The following is a 22,485-nucleotide window of genomic DNA, read 5'->3' on the forward strand; positions in this document are numbered from 1 at the left end:
AGCAGGCGGCGATGAGTCTGCCTTATCCCGAGATCGACCCGGTCGCCTTCCGCATCGGCCCGCTGCCGATTCGGTGGTATTCGCTCGCCTATATCGGCGGCATCGCGCTAGGCTGGTGGTATCTCGTCCGGCTGCTCAACAATGCGCGTTTGTGGAAACCGGCCGCAGGCCCGCCGCTCGACCGGCGTCAGCTCGACGACGTGATCTTCTGGGTCGCTCTAGGCGTCATCGCCGGCGGGCGTCTCGGCTATGTGTTCTTCTACGAGCCGAGCCTGCTGATACAGCCCTGGGAATCGCTCGGAGCGAACATGGCGCCCGGCTTTCTCAAGACGCTGATCGGCTGGATACACATCCCGCCGGCGCTGATGCTCTGGCGCGGGGGCATGTCGTTCCACGGCGGGCTCATCGGCGTTACGCTCGCCGGGTGGCTGTTCGCGCGCCGATACAGGCTCGACGCGCTCGCCCTCGGCGATCTGTTCGCCTGCGCCGCGCCGATCGGGCTGTTCTTCGGGCGCGTGGCGAACTTCATCAACGCCGAGCTTTACGGCCGGCCTTGGGACGGTCCGTGGTCGATGGCGTTTCCCACCGATCCGCTTCAGGTCCCGCGCCATCCCAGCCAGCTTTACGAGGCGGCGCTCGAAGGGATCGTCCTCTTCATCGTCATCCGGGTCGCGACCCATGCGTTCGGCCTGCTGAAGCGGCCAGGCGCGAGCATCGGGCTGTTTCTCGCCGGCTACGCCGTCTCGCGGATCATCGTCGAGAATTTCCGCGAACCCGACGCGCACATGCCCGACTTTCCTCTCGGCCTCACCATGGGCATGATCCTGTCCCTGCCGATGCTGGCGCTTGGGCTCTGGCTGATATGGCGGACGCGGACAAAAGGGGCCGGCCGGGAGGCGGCCAAGCCGTGACGCGCGAGCCGGCCGCCGAAAGGACGCCTCTCGAAGAACGGCTCATCGCGCTCATCAGGGCGAACGGCCCGATCACGGTCGCCGATTACATGGCCGACGCCCTCGGCCATCCCCATGAGGGCTACTACATGCGCGCCGCGCCCATCGGCGCGGCGGGCGACTTCACCACGGCGCCGGAGATCAGCCAGATCTTCGGCGAGCTCATCGGCCTGTGGCTGGTGCAGAGCTGGCTCGACATTGGCCAGCCCGCGACGTTCAACCTCGTCGAACTCGGACCCGGTCGGGGCGTGCTGATGGTCGACATCCTGCGCGCGGCGTCGGTGCGTCCTGCCTTTCTCGACGCCGCTACGCTCTGGCTCGTCGAAACCAGCGGCCGGCTGCGCCATGAGCAGCAGCAGCGCCTGCGCTCCTTCCGGCCGCGCCCGCTATGGGCGGACGAATTTGCAGACATTCCGCCCGATCCGACGCTCATCGTCGCCAACGAGCTGTTCGACTGCCTGCCCGTCCGCCAGTTCGAGCGCGCGGGCGCCGGCTGGCGCGAGCGGCTCATCGGCGTCGCGCCTGACGGCGAGGCGCTCGCCTTCGTCCACGCGAAGACGCCGCCGCCGCCGGAGATAGACCTTCCGTCTGCGGAGGAAACGCCAGAAGGCGCGATCTTCGAGATTTGCGAACCGGGCCGGGCGCTCGCCGCCGAGATCGCCGCTTTTCTGGTCGAGAACGGCGGGCGCGCGCTCATCATCGATTACGGCCATATCGCCTCGGGGCTTGGCGACACCTTGCAGGCGGTGCGTCGCCACCGCTACTGGCCGGTGCTGGCATCGCCGGGGCTCGCCGACATCACCGCTCATGTCGATTTCGAGGCGCTTTCGCGCGCGGCCCTGGACGCCGGCGCCGCGGTCTGGGGGCCTGTCCCGCAAGGGACCTTTCTCGACCGGCTCGGCCTTGCGCTGCGCGTCGAGCGATTGTGCGCGGGCAAGACCGCTGAGGAAGCGCTCGCCATCCGTCAGGGCGCGCATCGCATCGCCGCGCCGGAACAGATGGGAGAGGTCTTCAAGGCGATGTGCATAGCATCGCCCGATCTGCCGCCGCCCGCCGGATTCGAAGCGCCGTGAGCGCGCCGCCGCATCTCGTCTCGCCCCGACTCGCCGCGACGGGCGTTCGCCACGGCTTTTTCGGCCGGACGGGCGGCGTTTCCGCAGGGGAATATGCGAGCCTCAATACGGGCCTTGCTTCCGGCGACGATCCCGCCTGCGCGGCGGAGAACCGCGCGCGCTGCGCGCGCGCCCTCGGCGTCGCGCCGGACTGTCTCGTCACCTTGCGCCAGGTCCATTCGGCGCGCGCGATCGTCGTCGCCGAGCCATGGAAGGGGCCGGGACCGGAAGCCGACGCGATGGTCGCGGATCGGCCGGGGATTGCGCTCGGCGTGCTCGCGGCGGACTGCATGCCGGTCCTGTTCGCCGATCCGGAAGCGGGCGTGATCGGCGCCGCCCATGCGGGTTGGCGCGGCGCGCTCGCCGGGATTCTCGAGTCGACGGTCGCGCTCATGACCTCGCTGGGGGCGAAGCCGGCGCGGATCGTCGCCGCGCTGGGGCCTTGCCTGCGCCAGCCGAATTTCGAGGTCGGCCTCGATCTCGTCGAGGCTTTTCTCGCCCGTCATCCCGCTTCCGAGCGCTTCTTCGCCCCCGGCGCGCGGCCGGAGAAGCGCCAGCTCGATCTCGCCGGCTTCGCGCGCTGGCGCCTCGCCGAGACGGGGGTGGCGGCCTTCGACGATCTCGGCGTCTGCACGCTCGGCGAACCCGACCGCTATTTCAGCTATCGCGACGGGCGCCGGCGCGGCGCGCAGGCCTATGGCCGCAACCTCTCCGCGATCGTCCGGCCTGAAAACGGCGGTTGAAGGCGGGGCTTGATCGTCCGTCAGGAAAGCGTCACAACCCGCCGGCGCGCAACGATAAAGAGGGCTCCATGAAGCTGATCGCCGGGAACTCCAATCGACCGTTGAGCGAGGAGATCGGCAAGCGCCTCGCCACGGCGCTCTCAGCGGCCGACATCCGCACTTTCAAGGACAGCGAGGTCTTCGTCGAGATCCGCGAGAACGTGCGCGGGGAAGACGTCTTCGTCATCCAGTCGACCTCCACCCCGGCGAACGACAATCTGATGGAGCTTCTCATCATCATGGACGCGCTGACGCGCGCCTCGGCGAGTCGGATCACCGCCGTCATTCCCTATTTCGGCTACGCCCGGCAGGACCGCAAAGCCGGCCCGCGCACGCCGATCTCGGCCAAGCTGGTCGCCAATCTCATCACCACGGCGGGCGCCGACCGGGTGCTGACGGTCGATCTGCACGCCGGGCAGATCCAAGGCTTCTTCGACATTCCGACGGACAATCTTTACGCCGTGAAGGTGTTCGAACGGCGCATCCGCGAGATCCACGGCGGCGAGCTCGACGATGTGACCATCATCTCGCCCGACGTCGGCGGCGTGGTGCGCGCGCGGTCGTTGGCCAAGCGCCTCGACGACCGCCCGCTCGCCATCGTCGACAAGCGGCGCGAGCAGGCGGGCGTGTCGGAGGTGATGAACATCATCGGCGACGTCAAAGGTCGGCACTGTCTTCTGTTCGACGACATCGTCGATTCGGGCGGCACGTTGGTGAACGCCGCCGAGGCGCTGATGGGCAAGGGCGCGAAAAGCGTTTCGGCCTTCGTCACCCACGGCGTGCTCTCGGGAAACGCCGTCGAACGGATCGCCAAGGCCGACGCCCTCGCGCGGCTCGTCATCAGCGATTCCATCAAGGCGCGCGAAGAGGTCGCGGCCTGCGCGAAGATCGAGATCGTGACCATCGCCGATCTTCTCGCCGAAGCGATCCGCCGCATAGCCAACGAAGAGTCGGTGTCGAGCCTGTTCGATTAAGCCGGCGCGCGCATCATTCCGCGGCGAGTCCTTTCGGCTCGCGCAGGGCGGACGCCGCGTTTCGCGCCGCGGCCTCGGCGAGCTCGCGACGGACGAGCGCGCCTTCGCGCGCGCGGGCGCCGGCGAAGCGGGCGAGCATGAGATAGGCCGACGGCGTCAGAAACAGCGTGAACAGCGTCGAAAAGCCGAGCCCGCCGATCACGATCCAGCCGAGGGCCGAACGGGCCTCCGAGCCCGCCCCGGAGCTCAGGATCAGCGGCAATCCGCCGAGCACGGTCGACAGCGCCGTCATCAGCACGGGCCGCAGGCGGGTGCGCGCCGCTTCCTCGATCGCCGCGCGCACGTCCGCGCCCTCGTCGCGCAGCTGGTTGGCGAACTCCACGATCAGAATCCCGTTCTTCGCCATGATGCCGATGAGCAGCACCAGTCCGATCTGGCTGTAATAATTGAACGACACGCCCGTCGCGGCCATGGCGTAGATCGCCGCCGCCAGACCGAAGGGAACGGTCGCCATGATGACGAGAGCGCTGATGAAGCTTTCGAACTGGGCGGCGAGCACGAGCAGCACGACGAGTCCTGCGAAGGCGAAGACGATAAGCGAACTGTCCGTCGCCGTCTGCAGCAGTCTGGCCTCGCCGAGCAGCAGGATCGCCATATTGTTCGGCAGAATCTCCGCCGCGGCCTCGCGCAGCGCGCGCGTCGCCTCGCCCAGCGAGGTTCCCGGCGCGAGACTCGCGGTCACGGGCGCCGCGCGCCGTCGTTCCTCACGGGAAAGGCGAGCCGGCACGGCGGTCTCTTCGATATCGACGAGAATCGACAAAGGCACGAACTGGCCGCTCGACGTGCGCACGAACAGATTGGCGAGATCGGACGGATCGTCCACCCGCTCGCCCTGGGCGGACAACAGCACCTCGACAATGGTCTCGCCGGCGAAGATTTCCGCCGCGCGATATTCGTCCGCCATCGCGCTGAGCAGCGTCGTGACGGAAGAGACGTCGACCCCGAGCTTCGCCGCGGCGTCGCGGTCGATCCGGACGTCGAGCTGCGGCTGGGAAAGCTCGAAGTTGAGCGCGGCGCGGGTGAATCTCGGGTCGGCGTCGAGACGCGCCGCGATTTCCTCGGCGACGTCGGCGGCCGCTTCGTAATCGTCCGCCGCGACCGCGAATTGCAGGCCCTGGCCGGCGCCGCGGATGCCCAGGCTGTTTCCCCGACGCAGGAACACCTGCGCGCCGGGCACGGAGGAAATGAGCGGCTCGGCGGCGGCTTCGATCTCCTGCTGGGTGCGCTTGCGCGCCGACCAGTCCTTGAGCTGCACGATGATGAAGCCGCTATTGCCGCCGCCGGCGCCGGCGATGGACAGAACGCCCCTGACGTCGCCGCTCTCGACGATCGGCGCGAGCCGGTCTTCGACCTGCCTGATCTTCTCTTCCAGATAATCGAAGCTCGCGCTTTGCTGGACGCGGACCTGGATGAACAGTCGGCCGCGGTCTTCCGGCGGGGTGAGCTCCTTGGGCAGCATGTTGAACGTCGTCACCGCGCCGGCGGCGAAGACGCCGGCGGCGATGAAGGGCAGCAGCGGCCGGCGCAGCAGCGCGCGCAGTGCGCCGGCATAGACGCCCGCCGCCATATGGCCGAAACGTTCGATGGGACCCGGTTTTTTTTTCGCGCCGCCGGGCGCCGCGCTCGGCGCGAGCTTGGCGGTGAGCATCGGGCACAGCGTCAGCGCTACGAAGGACGAGATCAGCACGGCGAAGGCCATCACGAAGCCGAACTCGGAGAATAACCGTCCGGCCTGCCCCGGCAGGAAGGAGATCGGAACGAACACGGCCGCCAGCGTCGCCGTCGTCGAAATGACGGCGAAGACGATCTCCTTCGCGCCGAGGAGCGCGGCGGCGCGTCGGCCGTAGCCCATCGCCCGCCAGCGCTCGACGTTCTCAGTGACGACGATCGCGTCGTCGACGACGAGTCCGGTCGCCATCACCAGCGCCAGCAGCGTCAGGATATTGATCGAGAAGCCGGCGAGATAGATCGCCGCGAGCGTGCCGATCAGCGAGATCGGTATGGCGAGGGCGGGCACGAGCGTCGCGCGCGCCGACCTTAGAAAGAGAAAGATGACGCCGACGACGATGAGCACCGCGATGCCGAGCGTGATCGCGACTTCTTCAATGGCCCGCTTGATGAAGATCGAATCGTCCGTGGACACGCGGATCTCCACATTGGGCGGCAGGGTCGGCGCAAGCTCAGCGATCGCCGCGCGCACGCCGTCGGCGACAGCGACCGTGTTCGACTGGGCCTGGCGCAGAATGGCGAGACCGGCGGCCGGGGCGTCGTCGAGGCGGGTGCTGCGCGTCTGCTTTTCCACGTCCCATTCGACGACGGCGATGTCGCCGAGGCGCGTTTCCTCGTTGATGCGCAGGCCGGCGATCTCTTCCGGCGTCGCAGCCGGCGCCTCGGTGCGGATGAGCAGCTCCTGCCGGCCGCTCATCAGCGTGCCGGACGGCGCGCTCAGCGTGGAGCGCGCGACGAGCCGCGCCACGTCGTCGACCGCGACGCCGCGCGCGGCGAGCTGCACCGGGTCGAGCCGGATGCGAATGACCCGCTTGCGCACGCCGTAGGCGTCGACCGACGCGACGCCTTCGACGGCCTGAAGGCGCGGCTGGATGATGCGTTCGATGAGATCGCCCAGCGCGCCTTCCGCCATGCCAGGCGCGAAGACGGCGAGGCGCATGATCGGCGAGCCGTCGGAGTCGGCCTTGACGACCGAGGGCTCCTCCGCGCCGACGGGCAGGTTGCGCTGAATGGCTGAGACAGCGTTTTTCACGTCCGTCGCCGCAATGTTGATGTCGACATTCGGCGAGAATTCGATCGTCACCGAGCTGCGGGCGTAGGACGAGCTTGAGGAAATCGACTGGACGCCGTCCACCTGGGCGACGGCGTTCTCGATGATCGCGGTCACTTCCGCGTCGATCGACTCCGGCGTCGCGCCGGGATAGCTCGTGCTCACCGTCACGATAGGCTGGTCGACGTCGGGCAGCTCGCGCACCTCGACGCCGAACAGCGCGGCGAGACCGGCGATGACGATCAGCATGCTGAGGACAGAAGAGAGGATCGGGCGCTTGATGAACAGCGCTACGAAGCTCGACGAAGCGGTGATTGTCGCAGGGGACGGGGAGTCTGTCATCTGTAACCGGCGGCTGCGTTCGCGTCGCCCGCGCGAGCCGCTTCGTCAGGGCGCGGCAGGGGCATGCCGGCGCGGACGATGTCTGCGCCTTCCGCGACGATGTAATCGGCGCCTGTCAGCGGCGCGTCGAGCAGCACTGAATCGGCCGTGCGCTGAAGGATCGTCACAGGCGTGCGCTGGGCGACGCCGTTCGCGCTCAGCTTCCACACATAAGCGCCCGCGCGGTCCCACTGTACGGCGAGCCCGGGCGCCTTGACCGCCCGCTCTCCCGGCGCGGAGATCGAGATCGCGAAGGTCGCGCCGGGAACCAGCGCCTGGTCTTCATTGACGAGCACGCCTTCCACGCGCCTGGTGCGCGTGACCGGATCGATGCGGCTGTCGATCGCGCGAATGGTTCCGGCGAAGGCGCGCCCGCCCGCCGCCGGCGCGCTCGCCGTGAATTCAAGTCCCGGCCGGACGAAGGTCGAAGCCGCTTCCGGAATGGCGAAGTCGACAAGCAGCGCGCTTACATTGTCGACTGTGGCGATGCGCGCGCCCACCGTCAGGAAGTCGCCGACGTCGAGATCGACGAGGCCGACGACGCCGTCGAAGGGCGCGCGAACGGTCCGCCGGTCAAGCTCGTATTCGGCCTGGCGCAGCGCCGCCCGGGCCGCGGCGTAGGCGTTCTGCGCCGCTTCGAGCTCCAGCGCCGAGGCGGCCTCGTCCGCGACGAGGCCGGAGAACCGCTCGGCGTTCGTCTTGGCGATCGCATATTCGGCCCGGGCCTTGGCGAGCGCGATTTCCTGCGCGCGGCTGTCGAGCTTCAAAAGCGGCTCGCCCTTCTTAACCCGCTGGCCGGGTTCGACGAGGATCCCGGCGACGATCCCGGCGACCTCCGCATTGAGCTCGACGCTCTGCAGCGCGCGGCCGGCGCCGATGGCGCTGAGGGTCCGCTCGACGGGGGCGAATTCCACGCGGGCGAGCGCCACGGCCGGCGGGCGCTGGCGACGGGCCTGGAACGCGGCGCCGTTTCCGCCGTTTCCATCGGCGCCGGCAGCCTCGGACCCGGACGCGCCGCCGCGGCCGGTCACCAGCGCGATCGCCGCGATCGCGAGAATGGCCGCGATGAGCGCTATTCCCAGGAAGCTCCAGCGAAAAGCCGCTCCTGACTGGCCGCGGCCGTGAGAAGTAGGCGATGCCGCCATGCGTTCGATCCCGATTCGGCGCCGGATAATCACGGAAGGACGCAGCCCCCCGCGGATATATGGTATCTCACTAATACGTTTATACGCGGGAAATCCGTCGCCGGGCCCTGCGACATCGGGGAATCATCCCGGCAGGCGCAGAACGGCGCGCAATCCGCCCTGCGGGGCGCGCGCGAGCGCCGCCTCGCCGCCATGGCTGCGCGCCACGTCCCGCACCACCGCAAGGCCGAGGCCCACGCCGTCAGGATCGCGCCGCCGGCCCTCGTCGAGCCGGGCGAAGGGTTTGAAGGCCTCCTCATGACGCTCGGGCGGCACGCCCGGTCCGTCGTCGTCGACGACGATCTCGACCGTTCCGCCGGTCCGCTTCGCCGACAGCCAGACATGATCGGCGTATTTGAGGCCGTTCTCGACGAGATTGTTGATCGCGCGCTTGAGGGCGTTGCGCCGGGCCGCCAGCCTCAGGCCCGGCGCGACGTCGAGCGCCACTTCCTTTCCGGATCGCGCCGCGTCCTCGACGATCTCGCCGAGCAGCGCGCCGAGATCGACCTCGCCCGGCGCTTCGTCGGAGGCGAGATCGCGCGCGAAGCTGAGATAGGATTCGACCATGCGCTCCATCTCGGCGACGTCGGCGCGCAGCGCTTCCATGTCGGGAGAATCCGGCTGCATGGCGAGGGCGAGCTTGAGGCGGGTCAGCGGGGTGCGCAAATCGTGGCTGACGCCGGCGAGCATCGCCGTGCGTTGATGGATGTGCCGCTTGATGCGCTCGCGCATGGCGATGAAGGCGAGGCCCGCCCGGCGCACCTCGGCCGCGCCGCTGGGGCGGAAGTCCGGCGCGTCGCGGCCGCGCCCGAACGCCTCGGCCGCTTCCGCGAGCCGCAGGATCGAGCGCACCTGATTGCGCAGGAAGACGATGGCGATCGAGCCTAGCAGAAGCGTCACGCCGATGAGCCACATCACGAAGATCGGCCCGGTGGTCGCGAAAACCCGGTCGCGGCGCGGCAGAAACACCAGATAGCCGTCGTCAAGCTGCACCCGGATCTCGACATAGGCCGGCCAACTATAGGTGTTGAACCAGAAATCCTCCTCGAGCCGTTCGTCGAGCTGGCGCTCCAGCGTGCGGTTGTGCAGAGTGAAGATGGACAGCTTGTCGGCGTCGGGAATCGTCTTGCGCGGCTCGAAGCGGACATTGAGCTCGAGCTCCTCGGTCGAAAGCCTTTCTATGGCGCGCCGTTCCTCAGGGTCGGTCGTTTCGCGATAGAGCTTGGCGATGAGCGCGATCTGGCTCGCCACATTCGCGGACAAGTTGGCGCTGACGAGATCCCAATGCCGCTCGAAGAACACATAAGTCACGAAAGACTGCATCAGGAAGATCGGCAGAATGACGATCAGCGCGACGCGCGCGTAAAGGCTTTTCGGAAGGTAGCGCTTCAGCATCGCGCTAGTCCGGCATGAGAGCGTAGCCGACGCCGCGCACGGTCTGGAGATAAATCGGCGCGCGCGGATCTTTCTCTATCTTCTTGCGAAGCCGCGTGACCTGAACGTCGACGGAACGCTCCATAGCGGCGGAGGTCTGCTCGGCGAGGGCCGCGCGCGAAATCGCCTCGCCCGGCTTCTGGGCGAGGGCGCGCAACAGGGCGAGTTCGCCGGAGGTGAGCTTGACGATCTCGCCGCCGCGTCGCAGCTCTCCGCGGGCGGGGGAGAATGCGCACTCGCCGAAAGTGATCGTGCGCCGGGTCGGATGCGTGGGGCCGGCCCGGCGCAGAAGGTTCGCCGCGCGCAGCAGAAGCTCGCGCGGCTCGAAAGGCTTCGACAGATAATCGTCCGCGCCGCGCTCGAGCCCTTCGATGCGGTCCTCGGGCAAGCCGCGCGCGGTGAGCAGCAGGATCGGCACGTTGGAGGCGGCCCGCACCTTCTCCGTCAGTTCGAAGCCCGACAGGCCCGGCATCATGACATCGATGATGAGGAGGTCGAAGGCCATGGAGGCGAGAAGCTCGCGCGCCTCCTCGGCGTTGGCCGCCGCCGAAGCGCGATAGCCGTTTTCGGCGAGGTACCGCTTCAGCAGCGAGCGGATGCGGTCGTCGTCGTCGACGATCAGGATGTGCGCCGACTCCTCGCCGGCCTGTCGCATAGCGGCCATCGAACTCAGCTCTCGCTGCCTGCTGCGGGGCGCGCGCCGGCGCCGAGCGCGCGCGCGCCGCGCAGAACATAATCGGCTCCGGTCCATAAGGTAAGCGCCGCGGCCAGCCAGAGAAAACCGTCGGCGACAGGGGCGAGGCGCGGCCCCGCGAAGCCGCCCGGCGCAGCGGCGAGAAGAAAGCCGACGGCGACGAGCTGCGCGGCGGTCTTTATCTTGGCGAGCGCGGTGACGGGCAGAGATTTCCCATGTTGCGCGAGCGCCTCGCGCAGGCCGCCGACGAGGATTTCCCGCAGGAGGATAATGAGCGCGGCGACGATTCCCGCCTCGCGGATGACGCCGTTGCGCGCGAGCAGAAACAGCGCCGCGGCGATCAGCAGCTTGTCCGCCAGCGGATCGAGCGCCGCGCCCAGCGCCGAGACCTCGCCGCGCCGGCGCGCGATGTAGCCGTCGAGAAGGTCGGTAAGCGCCGCAAGGGCGAAGACGACGAAGGCGGCCTTCATGTTCCAGGGCGCGTTCGCCAGAAACAGCGCGGCGAAGGGAATGACCGCGAGGATGCGTGCGATAGTGAGAAGAGTCGCCATGCAGGGAGCCTAAATGAGGAAAGAGGAGATAGGAAAGAGGAGATAGGAAAGAGGATAAGGTCATCGCGGATGCCGCGCAGCATGAAATGCTGCGCTGCTGATCCGCGATCAGGTCGCTTCCGCTTCATCGCGCCTCAATCCGATATGACGTGCAGCGGCGCATCGCCGATCCACGACCCAGCGCTGTCAGGGCGAGGAGCGAGCGGATTGCAATTGCGTGTCTGCGTCGCATCGCTTCGCGCTCCTTCGTTTTCGCGCATCGTATACGAAAGCGCGCGCCGCGGAAGGCGAGGCAAGCGGTTGATCCGGCGGCGTTTATTCGGGGACGGTCCGACTTATCCACCTCCATGAGGCGGACTTATCCCCGCCCTTTCGAACCGGCTTATGCTGGCGGGACTCCGCGCCGGGGCGCCTTATTCCGGCGCCGGCGCTTTACGGACTGCGCAGAGGAATCGGCGTGTTACGGACGCGTTTGCAGAACGAGGGCTCAACCGTCCCTGGAATCGTTCCCCCACAGACGTTTCCACCACGGCTGTTTCGGCGCAGGTTCGAAAGGCTGATCGGCGTCTTTCATCTTTCCACGGATTTCGTCGATGTCCCAGCCGGTGAGATTGGCCAGGGTCTGGGCCTCCTTTTCGAAGCGGTCGGGCAGGGAAGCGCGGTATTCCTTCGCCGCCTCGCAGCGCGCCTCGCCCTTATAGGGATGGCGCAGCACGTAGCGGCCCTGGAAGTTCGAGCGGTCGCCGGTCTCCTTGAACATCAGGTCTTCGGGAAAATGCGCCGCATCATAGATCACATGCAGGCGCGTGACGAACACGTCGCGCGCCGGGCCCGGCGCGAGGCGTCCTTCGACGCCGCTTCCGATCCAATAAACGCCGAGCTCGCGCAATTCCGCGTCCGAGAGCGGATCGGCCGCGCACGGATCGCACCAGTTCATGTCCCAGGCGTATTCGAGAAACACCGCGCGTTCGTTCTCCTTCTCCACGGAGGTCTCGAACATCGCCTTGTAGAAATCGCCGAACTCCTCCTTGACGAAGATCGGGACGTCGACATTCGACGGCAGCTTGACCGTGCGATAGTTGGTCGTCTCGACCCGTCCCTTGCGGGTCAGGGTGAAGACGAAAAGCTCCTGCTTGCCGTCGGCGTTCGCCGTGCCGAGCCGGATCGGCAGCATGAAGCGCGGATCTTCATAGGCGATCTGCAGCGGGCGGAGATATTTGAGTCCCGTGGCGGCCTGCTCCTCGAGATTGACCTTGGCGACGAAGAATTTCATGCCCTGCCTGATGTAGCTTTCCAGAACCGGCTCGGCGCCCGGCGGCAGGCGATAGCCGTTCTCTGTCAGCCATGCGGCGAGCCCGTCGGACTCCTTCGCCGACAGAATCTGGATGTCGTATTCGCCGACGGTGTATTCGGCCTCGACGGTGACGCCGAGCGCGTCGGCGCGCCGGCGCGGGCCTGCGCGGGTTTCCGCCGCCGGCGAGGCTGCGAGCATGTCGTATTCGTAGCGCCGGCAGGGATCCTCGTCGAAATACTCGACCAGCCGCGGCGCGGTGTAGGCGTCGAGATGGTCGAGGATCGCGTTGTCGGCGACGTGAATCTGCTGGCGCTCGAGAACCACGGGCGAGGGAATGATCAGGGCGAACTCTTCAAGCTCGCCCTGATAGTCGTTGGCCATGGTGATGACCGTGCGCTCGCCGTCGCGCACGATCGCCACCTTGGACGCCTTGTTGAAGAGTTTCGTGTCGGCCTTGGCGACGTAAAAGCCGCAGAACGCGGCCGCGCCTCCGGCCGCGCCGACCGCGGCCAGGGCGGAAACGGCGGCGATGAGGCTTTTCTTCAGCGTGCGTCGCATGGGTCTCTCCTCTCAGGGCGGTCACTCGGCGGGAAGGATGCGGGGCGCGGCCTTTCGCGGCCCCAGGCGCGGCGCGGAAAAGGCGGGCGGCGCGTCGCCCCATTGATAGCGCGGCGCGGGATCGAACAGCTCCATCAGCGGACGGACGAGGCTCATCAGCGCCAGGGCGTAAAACAGTCCCTCGTCGAGGAAGAAATGATATTGCAGGACGTAGGCGAGGATCGCCGCGCCGGCCGCGAAGGCCGCGCGGGCGCGCGCCCCGTCGGGCGTCGTCTTGGGATCGGAGATCATGAAGAAGGCGAACAGCACGAGCGCGCCGCTTTGCAGGCGCAGAAGCGGAATGGCGAGCGGATCGCCGAGATAGAGCGCCCGGACGAAAAGAGCCGCCGCATAGGTTCCCAGAAAGATGAGCGGCACGCCGAGCCGCGCGGCGCGATGGGCGACGATCGCGCCGGCGCCGGCGATGAACGCGGCCAGCCACAGCGCCGATCCCCACTGGCCGGGCGTCGTCCAGGCCGCGTCGGTCAAGAGGACCGTCGCGGCGATGCCGATATTCGCCGGATTGAAGACGTGCTTGCCGTTGAGGCGCAGCGCGAATTTCGAGCCGACGGCGATCGCGCCCGCCGCGGCGAGCGGGGCGAGCCCGTCGGCGCGCAGCAGCAGCGCGAGCGAGAGGGTCGTAATGAGCGGGCTCTTCCAGTCGAAACGCATCGCGTTGAGCGCGGCGCCGAGCTGCTGCGTCGCCATGCAGGCGACGAGAATGGTCGCGATCTGCGCCGCGCCGACATCGAAGGCGCGAACCGAAAGCCCGACGCACAAGAACGCGGCGAGCCCGGCGATCTGAAAATGGCGGGCGTCGCGCAGGAGCGCTGCTGTCCGGATGATCGCCAAGAGACGGCTCCCTTTCCCGGCCCGCCGCCAGCCTTGCGGCGAAGCCCCGCCCCGATGCGCATCAGACCCGAGGAATGGGGCGCAAATCCGGCGCCGTCAGGTGGGTTTTGCGGCGGCGGCCTCGGGCGCGGCCGGCGCGGCGAGGGCGGCGTCCTCGAAGCGGTCGGCGCGCGCGAGCTGCGGGAACAGGCGCGTCCAGGCGAGCGCCGTCGCGATGGCGACCGTCCCGCCCAGCACGACCGCGCCGACGGGGCCCAGGAAACGCGCCGCCACGCCCGATTCGAACTCGCCGAGCTCGTTCGAGGCGGAGATGAAGATGAAGGAGACCGAAGAGACGCGCCCGCGCATCGCGTCCGGCGTGGCGAACTGGATGAGCGACTGGCGCACATAGACCGAGATCATGTCCGCGGCGCCGGTGACGGCGAGCGCGATGATGGACAGCCAGAACAGCGGCGACCAGGCGAAAACGAGCATCGCCGCGCCATAGACGCCGATCGCGCCGAGCATCCACGGGCCGACTTTGCGCGAAAGAGGCCGCGCGGCGAGGGCTGCCGCGACGAGAGCCGCGCCGAGGGCCGGCGCGGCGCGCAGCGCGCCCAGCCCTTCCGAGCCCACATGCAGGATGTCGCGGGCGAAGACCGGGAGCAGCGCCGTCACCCCGCCGAACAACACGACGACGAGGTCGAGCGAGATGGCGCCGAAGACGGTCTTGTTGTCGCGCACATAGCGAAGCCCCTCAAAGACCATCGCCAGGCCGCGGGCGCCGGCGACCGGCGCCGGCTTCGGGGTGTTCGCCGCCGCGATCGAGACGATCGCCGCGACGGTCATCGCCGCCGCGGTTCCGTACACGACCTGCGGACCCCAGATGTAAAGAACGCCGCCGAGGGCGGGGCCGAGAATCGCCGCGCCCTGATAGCCGAGGGAGTTCCAGGCGATGGCCTGATGGAGCTCGGCGCGCGGCACAAGCGTCGGATAGAGCGAATTGCTCGCCGCCGGCGTGAAGGCGTTGACCCCGCCGAAGACCGCCGCGACGACGAAAATCGCCGGCAGCGCGATGTTCGCCGGCATCCCCGCCGTCGCCAGCAGGCCGAGAACGGCCGCAAGCCGGACGAGATTGCTAACGATCAGGATGGTTTTGCGATCGAAGCGGTCCGCCGCCTGTCCGCCGACCAGCGAAAGCAGCAGCACGGGCAGGAACTGGACGAGTCCGACGAGCCCGAGCAGAAAGGCCGACTCCTCGATCGAGCGGGTCAGGCGCGCAAGGTCATAGACCTGCCAGCCGATGGCCACGGCCAGCATCTGGCGCCCGCCGGACAGGAGCTGGCGCATGATCCAGTAGCGCAGATAGGCGCTGTGCCGGAAAACGGCGAGAGAGGGTGCGAGGGCCATAAAGCGGGGGAGCGGAAAGAGGCGAGCATATCTAACCGCGCGCGGCGGCGATGCAACCGCGCGCCGTCACGCGCGGGATTTTTTGCGCGCGGTCTTTTTCCCGCTCCTGCGCCGCATCTTGCTTTTCCCGTCGCTCTTGCCGCCGGGTGCGCGCCTGCGCCGCGATTTGGCTCCTGCGTCGGGCGGCAGCGGATCGGACAGCATCTCGAAGCGCAGGCCGCCGGTGAGGGGCGTGGCCTCGGCGAGGCGCACCCGCACCGTCTGGCCCAGCCGGTAGCGTCCGCCCGTGGTCTCGCCGACGACGGCGTGAGACTTTTCGTCGAACCGGAAGCGCTCGAAGCCGAGCGCGCGCATCGGCGTGAAGCCGTCCGCGCCCGTCTCGTCGAGCGCCACGAAGACGCCGAAGCGCGTCACGCCCGTGATCCGCGCGTCGAACTCGGCGCCCACCCGGCCGGCGAGATAGCCTGCGAGATAGCGGTCCCTGGACTCGCGCTCGGCCGCGACGGCGCGCCGCTCGAAGTCCGAAATCTTCTCGGCGATATCGGACAGGGCGGCCGCCTCCTGCGGCGTCTGCCCGCCCGCGCCGAGCTTGCAGGCGGCGACGAGGCCGCGATGCACGGTCAGATCCGCATAGCGCCGGATGGGCGAGGTGAAGTGCGCGTAACGCGGCAGGTTGAGGCCGAAATGGCCAAGGTTTTCCGTCGCGTAGACCGCCTGCTTCTGGGAGCGCAGGATCGCTTCGGAAACCATTTCCTTCTGGTCGCGCGCTTCGGCCTTGCGCAGGATCTGATTGAAATGCGAGGGCCGCACCGCGGGGCTGTTCACGAAGGAATAATCGAGGCTCGCAAGATAGTCTCTGAGCGCCTCCAGCTTCTCCGGGTCGGGCGAGTCGTGCACCCGGTAGATCAGCGCCGTGCGCCGCTGCTCCAGCGTTTCCGCCGCCGCGACATTGGCGAGGATCATGAACTCCTCGATGACGCGATGGGCGTCGAAGCGCTCGCGCCGCTCGACGCGCGCCACGGCGCCGTCGGGGCCGAGCACGATGCGCCGTTCGGGCAGATCGAGATCGAGCGGCGCGCGGCGCTTGCGCTCCTCCCAGCGCGCGCGAAAGGCGGCGTGGAGATGGCGCACCGTCGCCATGACCGCCGCCGGCGCCTGGCCGCCCTCGATGATCGCCTGCGCATCGCCGTAAGACAGCTTCGCGGCCGAGCGCATGATCGCGCGATGGAAGCGGTGCGCGCGCTTGCGGCCTTTGGCGTCGACGGTCATCTCGACGGCGAGGCAGGGCCGATCCTCGCCCTCGCGCAGCGAGCACAGATCGTTCGACAGCCGCTCGGGCAGCATCGGCACGACGCGGTCCGGGAGGTATACGGAGTTTCCCCTTCGCAGCGCCTCGCGATCGAGCGCGCCGCCAGGGCGCACGAACCAGCTTACGTCGGCGATGGCGACGATGACCTTGTAGCCGCCCTCGTTGGCCGGGTCGTCGTCGGGCGCGGCCCAGACCGCGTCGTCATGGTCCTTCGCGTCTTCAGGGTCGATGGTGAGAAGCGGCGTGTCGCGCAAATCGAGCCTGCCCTGCGCGGCAGGCGGGCGCGCCCGCTCGGCCTCCTTGAGCGCCTCTTCGGGAAAGTCGATCGGAATGCCGTGATTGGCGAGCGCGATCAGCGAATAGGCGCCGCGATCCTCGACATGGCCCGCGATCTCGCGCACCCGCGCGCGGGCCGGACCATACCCGCGGGCGTGCTTCGTCTCCACCCAGACGAGATCGCCGTCCGAAGCGCCGGCCGCGTCGCCCTTGTCGATCGTGAAGACGTTGCGCGCGCGCCGCTCCACGGGCTCTGCGACGCCGCCATGCCGGTTCGCGCGGTAAACGGCGAGAAAGCGATGCGCCCCCTTGCCGAGCGCCTTGACGAACTGCGCGCCGTAGCCCTCGTCGCCCGCCGGGCGCAGGCGGGCGAGAAAGCGGTCGCCGACGCCCGGCGCCGGCCTGATCTTCGCTGCGGCCCGCGCCGACAGACGGATGAGCGGCGGCTTGCCGTCGCCTTTCCAACCGACCGGCAGACACAGCATGTCGCCGTCCTCGTCCACGGACATGATGTCGACCGGCGTCACCGGCGGCAGGCGGTCGGCCGGCGCGACCCGCCGCGCGCCCGCGCGCCGCAGCTCGCCGGCGCGCTCCATCTCCTTCAGCAGCGCGCGCAGGGCCGTGCGCTGCGCGCCCTTCACGCCGAAGGCGCGCGCGATGTCGCGCCGCGCCGCCTCGCCGGGATGGGCGTCCAGATAGTCGAGAATCTCCTGTTTGGTCGGCAGAGAGGAGGATTGGGATCGCTTGGCCACAACCGACTTTCATAACGGCCTGCGCGCGCGCGGGCCAGAGAGGCTAACGGCCGACCGTAAGCGGATTCAACGCCTTCCCGTCAATCAGCACTTCGTAATGCAGATGGACGGCGGTGGCGTTGCCGGTCCGCCCCGTCCGTCCGATCACGTCGCCTGCTCTGACGCGCGCCCCGCGCCGCATGCCAGGCGCGAAGCCCGACAGATGCGCATAGCGGGTCTCCACCCCGTTGCGGTGGCGGATGAGGATCGTGTCGCCGAAGCCGCGCCGCTTTCCGGCTTCGGCCACGATCCCGTCGCCGGCGGCGAGCACCGGGCGCGGGCGGCCCGTGTAGAGATCGACGCCTTTATGGAACGCGCCGGCGCCGCCGCGTCTCGGTCCGTAGCCGGAAGAAAGACATCCCTCGACGGGCGCCCGGGCCAGCATGACGCCGCGCGCGACGATCATGGGGTCGAAGTCCCGAACGCGCCCGTCGCCATGGGCGGGCGGCGCGTTCGCGATCCCGCCGCCGGGACACAGACGCAGCGTTTGCGGAAAGTCGCCGCCCGCCGGCCGCGGCGCCGTGGCGCAGCCGGCGAGGACAGCCAGAGCGACAGCGGGGGCGACGATACGCAACGACGGAACCAACGCGACCATGCCCCATGATAAGCGGCGAAGCCCGCACGGGAAGTTAATCCGGCGAGAAGATTTGAGAATCGCGCGGACCTGGAAGCGAAGCGGCGCGCGGCGGAAAGTACGGCGCGGCATGAATGCCGGCTTTCGCCGGGACGAGCGGGCGAAGTCGTGCGTCGGGGAATTACTTCGCCGCCGCCTTTTTCGCCGTCTTGCTTGGCGTCTTTGCAGGGGTCCTGGCGGTTTTCTTCGTCGCAGATTTTTTCCTCGCGGCGGTCTTCTTGGTCGCCTTCTTCTTCGCCGGTTTCTTCTGTTTGGCGGCGACGAGAGCGAGGGCTTCTTCGAGCGTGACGGTCTGCGGATCAACGCCGGCGGGCAGGGTGGCGTTGGTCTTGCCCGATTTGACGTAAGGCCCGTAGCGCCCGTTCATCACGTTGACCGGCTCGCCGGTTTCGGGATGGGCGCCGAGCTCCTTGAGGGGTTTGGCGGCCGTCCGGGCCCCGCGCGGACTGGCGCGCTTTTCCGCGATCAGCGCGACGGCGCGGTTGAGGCCGACCTCGAACACATCGTCCACGGAGGGAAGATTGGCGTAGGTCTTGCCGTGCTTCACATAAGGCCCGTAGCGGCCGATGCCGGCCTCGATAGGCTCGCCGTCGTCCGGGTGCGGGCCGACGGTTCGCGGCAGCGAAAGCAGCAGCAGCGCCTTTTCGAGATCGACGTCGTCAGGGCTCCAGCCGCGCGGCAGGCTGGCGCGCTTGGGCTTTTCGCCGGAGTCCCTGTCCTGCTCGCCAAGCTGAACGTAAGGTCCGAACCGGCCGGTTTTGAGAAACACCTGCTCGCCCGTTTCGGGATCGACGCCGAGCGCGCGGTCGGCCTGCGCCTCGCCGTTCTCGCCGTTCTCCGCGGCGGAGAGCTGGCGGGTGTAATTGCAGTCGGGATAGTTCGAGCAACCGATGAAGGCGCCGTAACGGCCGAGCTTCAGCGACAGCCGGCCGTCGGCGCAGGACGGGCAGGCGCGCGGGTCCGATCCGTCCTCCTTGGACGGAAAGATGAGCGGGGCGAGGGAGTCGTTGAGCGCTTCGAGCACGTCGGAGACGCGCAGATCGCCGATATCCTCGACCGCGGCGTGGAAGTCCCTCCAGAAATCGCGCAGGAACGCCTTCCAGTCGACCTCGCCGTTGGAGATCTCGTCGAGCGTCTCCTCGAGATTGGCCGTGAAGTCGTATTCGACATAGCGTCGGAAGAAATTTTCGAGAAACGCCGTGACGATGCGGCCCTTCGAGTCCGGGATGAAGCGGTTCTTCTCCATGCGCACATAGCCGCGATCGCGCAGGGTGGAGAGAATGGAGGCGTAGGTCGAGGGCCGGCCGATGCCCAGCTCCTCGAGGCGCTTGACCAGACTCGCCTCGGAATAGCGCGGCGGCGGCTGGGTGAAGTGCTGCTCGGCCTTCACCTCCTTCGCTTCGGCTTCGGCGCCGACGCGGACCTTGGGCAGCACGCCCGCGCCGTTCTCGCTTTCCGGGTCGTCCCGGCCTTCCTCATAAAGCTTCAGAAAGCCGTCGAAGAGGATGACCGATCCGGTCGCGCGCAGAGCCGTCTTCTTGTCCGCAGACAGAAGGTCGATGGTCGTCGTCTCCAGCCTCGCGGACTCCATCTGGGCGGCGATGGCGCGCTTCCAGATGAGCTCGTAGAGCCGGCGCTGGTCGTCGTCGAGGCGGCGCAGGGTTTCGGGCAGGCGCGCGAAGGAAGTGGGCCGGATGCACTCATGGGCTTCCTGCGCGTTCTTGGCTTTGGTCTTGTAGGCGCGCGGGCTTTCCGGGGCGTAGTCGGCGCCGAATTCGCGGCCGATCACCCGGCGCGCCTCGGCGATCGCCTCCGGCGCCATGTCCACCCCGTCGGTGCGCATGTAGGTGATGAGGCCGGTGGTCTCGCCGTCGATCTCGACGCCCTCGTAAAGGCGCTGGGCGACGCGCATGGTGCGCTCGGCGTTGAAGCCGAGCTTGCGGGCGGCCTCCTGCTGCAGGGTGGAGGTGGTGAAGGGGGGCGGCGGATTGCGCCGCGCGGGCTTGGCCTCGACCGCCTCGACCGTGAAGGCGGCGGTCTCCACCGCGCGCTTGGCCGCCATCGCCGCTTTCTCGTCGCCGAGGGAGAATTTCTGCACCTTCTCCCCGTTCAGCGCGACGAGGCGCGCCTCGAAGGGCTGGCTGTCCTCCGCCGCGACCTGAGCGGCGACGGTCCAGTATTCCTGCGGCGTGAAGCGCTCGATCTCGATCTCGCGCTCGCAGATGAGCCGGAGCGCCACCGACTGCACCCGGCCGGCCGAGCGCGCGCCCGGCAGCTTGCGCCACAGCACCGGCGACAGGGTGAAGCCGACGAGATAATCGAGCGCCCGGCGCGCCAGATAGGCGTCCACCAGCGACTGGTCGATGCGCCGGGGATTGGCCATCGCCTGCTGCACGGCGGATTTGGTGATGGCGTTGAAGGCGACCCGGTCGACGGGGATGTCCTTGAGGGCCTTCTTCCGGGCGAGCGCCTCGATGATGTGCCAGGAGATGGCCTCGCCTTCCCGGTCGGGGTCGGTGGCGAGGATCAGCCGGTCCGCCTTCTTCACCGCCTCGGCGATCTCGTTGACCCGCTTTCTGGAGCCCGGATCGAGCTCCCAGGTCATGGCGAAATCCTCCTCGGGCCGCACCGAGCCGTCCTTGGACGGCAGGTCGCGGATATGCCCGAACGAGGCGAGCACTTTGTAGCCGGCGCCCAGATACTTGTTGATGGTCTTCGCTTTGGACGGCGATTCGACGATGACGACCTGCATGCGCCGGAAGGCTCCGTGTCGGCTGAGGGACGGGTGAGCGGCGGGCGGCGACCCTGCGTCGGGCGCCGGCCGGCTGTCAACTGGCCGGGTTGTCCGGCGCGCAACCTATGGTATAGGTATCAGCGTTATATGTTATTAAAGGTTGTTGCCGCAGGATCGGAACGACACGCGCCGAAAGAGGGGTCCCCTTATGTCGCTCACGCGCAGCAAACGCGGCGCGCCGGCCGCGCCGCCGGCCTTCTGGAGAAAGGCCGGCCCGGCCGAGCGCGCCGGCTATATCGAGGAAATGACGCGGGAGATGGCGAATCTCGCCGCCGGGCCCGGTCTCGAAAGGCTGCGCGATCTTCTGCGCCTGGCGGAGGCCGAAGCGCGGCGGCTGGCCCTCGGCCGCTGACCGCCGCGCCGGGGTTCCGGTTTGCGGCCGACTCAGACGCCCATCGCCTTGCGGAAGTTCTCGTCCACCTTGTCGAGGAAGCCGGTGGTGGTCAGCCAGCTCTGCTCGGCGCCGATGAGCAGCGCAAGGTCCTTCGTCATGTGGCCGGCCTCGACCGTCTTGATGATGGTCTCCTCCAGCGTCCGGGCGAAACTGATGAGCGCCTCGTTGCCGTCGAGCTTGCCGCGATGGGCGAGCCCGCGCGTCCAGGCGAAGATCGAGGCGATGGGGTTCGTCGAAGTCTCCTCGCCGCGCTGATGCGCCCGGTAATGGCGCGTCACCGTGCCGTGGGCGGCCTCGGCCTCGACGGTCTTGCCGTCCGGCGTCATCAGCACCGAGGTCATCAGGCCGAGCGAGCCGAACCCTTGCGCGACCGTATCGGACTGCACGTCGCCGTCATAGTTCTTGCAGGCCCAGACATAGCCGCCGGCCCATTTCAGCGAGGCCGCCACCATGTCGTCGATCAGGCGGTGCTCATAGGTCAGCTTGAGCTCGTCGAACGTCGCCTTGAACTCGGTCTCGTAGATCTCCTGGAAGATGTCCTTGAAGCGCCCGTCGTACTTTTTGAGGATCGTGTTCTTGGTGGACAGATAAAGCGGATATTTCCGCTGGACGGCGTAGTTGAAACAGGCGCGGGCGAAGTCGCGAATCGAAGAGTCGAGATTGTACATCCCCAGATAGACGCCGCCCGACGGCGCGTCGAAGACTTCCCTTTCGATCACGTCCCCGTTCTCGCCTTCCCACTTCATGGTCAGCTTGCCCTTGCCGGGAAAGACGATGTCGGTGGCGCGGTACTGATCGCCGAAGGCGTGACGGCCGATGATGATCGGCTGCGTCCAGCTTGGCACCAGCCGCGGCACGTTGCGGATGATGATCGGTTCGCGGAACACGACGCCGCCGAGGATGTTGCGGATCGTGCCGTTGGGCGAGCGCCACATCTCCTTGAGGTTGAATTCCTTGACCCGGGCTTCGTCGGGCGTGATGGTCGCGCACTTCACCGCGACGCCGTATTTCTTCGTGGCTTCCGCGGCCTCGATGGTGATCTGATCGTTGGTGCGGTCGCGCTCTTCGATGCCGAGGTCGAAATATTTCAGCTCGATGTCGAGATAGGGATGGATGAACTTCTCCTTGATCATCTTCCAGATGATCCGGGTCATCTCGTCTCCGTCCATTTCGACGACGGGATTTTCGACTTTGATTTTCTGCATCGAAGGTCCTACCGGGTTTCGCGAATCAGCATGACGGGCGCGCGGGAGC

Annotated in this window: 17 protein-coding genes; 5 read left to right on the forward strand and 12 right to left on the reverse strand. The window is 67.9% G+C overall.

Annotated elements, in window-relative coordinates:
* The first annotated feature begins 11 nt into the window (after positions 1 to 11).
* From lgt to CHB64_RS12350, 4 genes are all read left to right on the forward strand, one after another.
* Positions 12 to 911: a prolipoprotein diacylglyceryl transferase gene (lgt, locus tag CHB64_RS12335; protein ID WP_234993356.1), complete on the forward strand. Its 900-nt coding sequence runs from the start codon at positions 12 to 14 to the stop codon at positions 909 to 911.
* Positions 908 to 2,023, forward strand: coding sequence for a class I SAM-dependent methyltransferase (locus CHB64_RS12340; RefSeq protein WP_200815365.1), 1,116 nt, complete (start codon positions 908 to 910; stop codon positions 2,021 to 2,023). The genes lgt and CHB64_RS12340 overlap by 4 nt, the downstream gene beginning before the upstream one ends.
* On the forward strand, positions 2,020 to 2,805 hold the full coding sequence (gene pgeF / locus CHB64_RS12345) for a peptidoglycan editing factor PgeF (RefSeq protein WP_089412920.1): 786 nt from the start codon (positions 2,020 to 2,022) through the stop codon (positions 2,803 to 2,805). The genes CHB64_RS12340 and pgeF overlap by 4 nt, the downstream gene beginning before the upstream one ends.
* 68 nt (positions 2,806 to 2,873) lie before the next feature.
* A complete protein-coding gene (locus tag CHB64_RS12350; protein ID WP_089412921.1) occupies positions 2,874 to 3,818 on the forward strand; it encodes a ribose-phosphate pyrophosphokinase in 945 nt (314 codons plus the stop codon).
* A 13-nt stretch (positions 3,819 to 3,831) separates the two neighbouring features.
* On the opposite strand, the gene CHB64_RS12355 is transcribed toward CHB64_RS12350, so the two are convergent.
* From CHB64_RS12355 to topA, 11 genes are all read right to left on the reverse strand, one after another.
* On the reverse strand, positions 3,832 to 6,999 hold the full coding sequence (locus tag CHB64_RS12355; RefSeq protein WP_089412922.1) for an efflux RND transporter permease subunit: 3,168 nt from the start codon (positions 6,997 to 6,999) through the stop codon (positions 3,832 to 3,834).
* Entirely contained in the window at positions 6,996 to 8,183 is a 1,188-nt protein-coding gene (locus CHB64_RS12360; protein WP_089412923.1) for an efflux RND transporter periplasmic adaptor subunit, read from the reverse strand. Before CHB64_RS12360 ends, CHB64_RS12355 begins: the two co-directional genes overlap by 4 nt.
* A gap of 123 nt (positions 8,184 to 8,306) precedes the next feature.
* Positions 8,307 to 9,617, reverse strand: a complete 1,311-nt coding sequence (locus tag CHB64_RS12365; protein WP_089412924.1) for an ATP-binding protein — start codon at positions 9,615 to 9,617, stop codon at positions 8,307 to 8,309.
* A 4-nt stretch (positions 9,618 to 9,621) separates the two neighbouring features.
* Positions 9,622 to 10,320 carry a response regulator gene (locus CHB64_RS12370; RefSeq protein WP_234993357.1) on the reverse strand — a complete coding sequence of 233 codons (699 nt, stop codon included), beginning with the start codon at positions 10,318 to 10,320 and terminating at the stop codon, positions 9,622 to 9,624.
* 5 nt (positions 10,321 to 10,325) lie between these two features.
* Positions 10,326 to 10,901, reverse strand: a complete 576-nt coding sequence (gene pgsA / locus CHB64_RS12375; protein ID WP_089412925.1) for a CDP-diacylglycerol--glycerol-3-phosphate 3-phosphatidyltransferase — start codon at positions 10,899 to 10,901, stop codon at positions 10,326 to 10,328.
* Between the two features lie 487 nt (positions 10,902 to 11,388).
* Positions 11,389 to 12,753, reverse strand: a complete 1,365-nt coding sequence (locus CHB64_RS12380) for a DUF2330 domain-containing protein (RefSeq protein ID WP_089412926.1) — start codon at positions 12,751 to 12,753, stop codon at positions 11,389 to 11,391.
* 21 nt (positions 12,754 to 12,774) lie between these two features.
* Positions 12,775 to 13,644, reverse strand: a complete 870-nt coding sequence (locus CHB64_RS12385; RefSeq protein WP_089412927.1) for an RnfABCDGE type electron transport complex subunit D — start codon at positions 13,642 to 13,644, stop codon at positions 12,775 to 12,777.
* Between the two features lie 96 nt (positions 13,645 to 13,740).
* On the reverse strand, positions 13,741 to 15,033 hold the full coding sequence (locus CHB64_RS12390) for an MFS transporter (RefSeq protein WP_089412928.1): 1,293 nt from the start codon (positions 15,031 to 15,033) through the stop codon (positions 13,741 to 13,743).
* 66 nt (positions 15,034 to 15,099) lie between these two features.
* Positions 15,100 to 17,370, reverse strand: a complete 2,271-nt coding sequence (rnr, locus tag CHB64_RS12395) for a ribonuclease R (RefSeq protein ID WP_089412929.1) — start codon at positions 17,368 to 17,370, stop codon at positions 15,100 to 15,102.
* Positions 17,371 to 17,413: 43 nt separating this feature from the next.
* Positions 17,414 to 18,004 (reverse strand): M23 family metallopeptidase, encoded by a 591-nt coding sequence (locus tag CHB64_RS12400; RefSeq protein WP_159462497.1) that lies wholly within the window; start codon positions 18,002 to 18,004, stop codon positions 17,414 to 17,416.
* A 160-nt stretch (positions 18,005 to 18,164) separates the two neighbouring features.
* The gene (topA, locus tag CHB64_RS12405; RefSeq protein ID WP_089412931.1) at positions 18,165 to 20,795 is read right to left on the reverse strand and encodes a type I DNA topoisomerase; all 2,631 of its coding nucleotides are present in this window, start codon (positions 20,793 to 20,795) and stop codon (positions 18,165 to 18,167) included.
* 190 nt (positions 20,796 to 20,985) lie between these two features.
* Here topA and CHB64_RS12410 point away from each other — a divergent pair, with 190 nt between their 5' ends.
* Entirely contained in the window at positions 20,986 to 21,189 is a 204-nt protein-coding gene (locus CHB64_RS12410) for a hypothetical protein (RefSeq protein WP_089412932.1), read from the forward strand.
* Between the two features lie 32 nt (positions 21,190 to 21,221).
* On the opposite strand, the gene CHB64_RS12415 is transcribed toward CHB64_RS12410, so the two are convergent.
* Positions 21,222 to 22,436, reverse strand: a complete 1,215-nt coding sequence (locus CHB64_RS12415; protein ID WP_089412933.1) for an NADP-dependent isocitrate dehydrogenase — start codon at positions 22,434 to 22,436, stop codon at positions 21,222 to 21,224.
* Between the last annotated feature and the right edge of the window lie 49 nt (positions 22,437 to 22,485).

Origin of the sequence: Amphiplicatus metriothermophilus, from assembly GCF_900199215.1 — a bacterium.
Taxonomy (GTDB): Bacteria; Pseudomonadota; Alphaproteobacteria; order Caulobacterales; family Parvularculaceae; genus Amphiplicatus; species Amphiplicatus metriothermophilus.

Coding starts and splice junctions, on each gene's coding strand:
- lgt (WP_234993356.1), top strand. CDS start 12: ATGAGTCTGCCTTATCCCGAGATCGACCCGGTCGCCTTCCGCATCGGC.
- CHB64_RS12350 (WP_089412921.1), top strand. CDS start 2,874: ATGAAGCTGATCGCCGGGAACTCCAATCGACCGTTGAGCGAGGAGATC.
- CHB64_RS12355 (WP_089412922.1), bottom strand. CDS start 6,999: ATGACAGACTCCCCGTCCCCTGCGACAATCACCGCTTCGTCGAGCTTC.
- CHB64_RS12360 (WP_089412923.1), bottom strand. CDS start 8,183: ATGGCGGCATCGCCTACTTCTCACGGCCGCGGCCAGTCAGGAGCGGCT.
- CHB64_RS12365 (WP_089412924.1), bottom strand. CDS start 9,617: ATGCTGAAGCGCTACCTTCCGAAAAGCCTTTACGCGCGCGTCGCGCTG.
- CHB64_RS12370 (WP_234993357.1), bottom strand. CDS start 10,320: ATGGCCGCTATGCGACAGGCCGGCGAGGAGTCGGCGCACATCCTGATC.
- pgsA (WP_089412925.1), bottom strand. CDS start 10,901: ATGGCGACTCTTCTCACTATCGCACGCATCCTCGCGGTCATTCCCTTC.
- CHB64_RS12380 (WP_089412926.1), bottom strand. CDS start 12,753: ATGCGACGCACGCTGAAGAAAAGCCTCATCGCCGCCGTTTCCGCCCTG.
- CHB64_RS12390 (WP_089412928.1), bottom strand. CDS start 15,033: ATGGCCCTCGCACCCTCTCTCGCCGTTTTCCGGCACAGCGCCTATCTG.
- CHB64_RS12400 (WP_159462497.1), bottom strand. CDS start 18,004: ATGGTCGCGTTGGTTCCGTCGTTGCGTATCGTCGCCCCCGCTGTCGCT.
- topA (WP_089412931.1), bottom strand. CDS start 20,795: ATGCAGGTCGTCATCGTCGAATCGCCGTCCAAAGCGAAGACCATCAAC.
- CHB64_RS12410 (WP_089412932.1), top strand. CDS start 20,986: ATGTCGCTCACGCGCAGCAAACGCGGCGCGCCGGCCGCGCCGCCGGCC.
- CHB64_RS12415 (WP_089412933.1), bottom strand. CDS start 22,436: ATGCAGAAAATCAAAGTCGAAAATCCCGTCGTCGAAATGGACGGAGAC.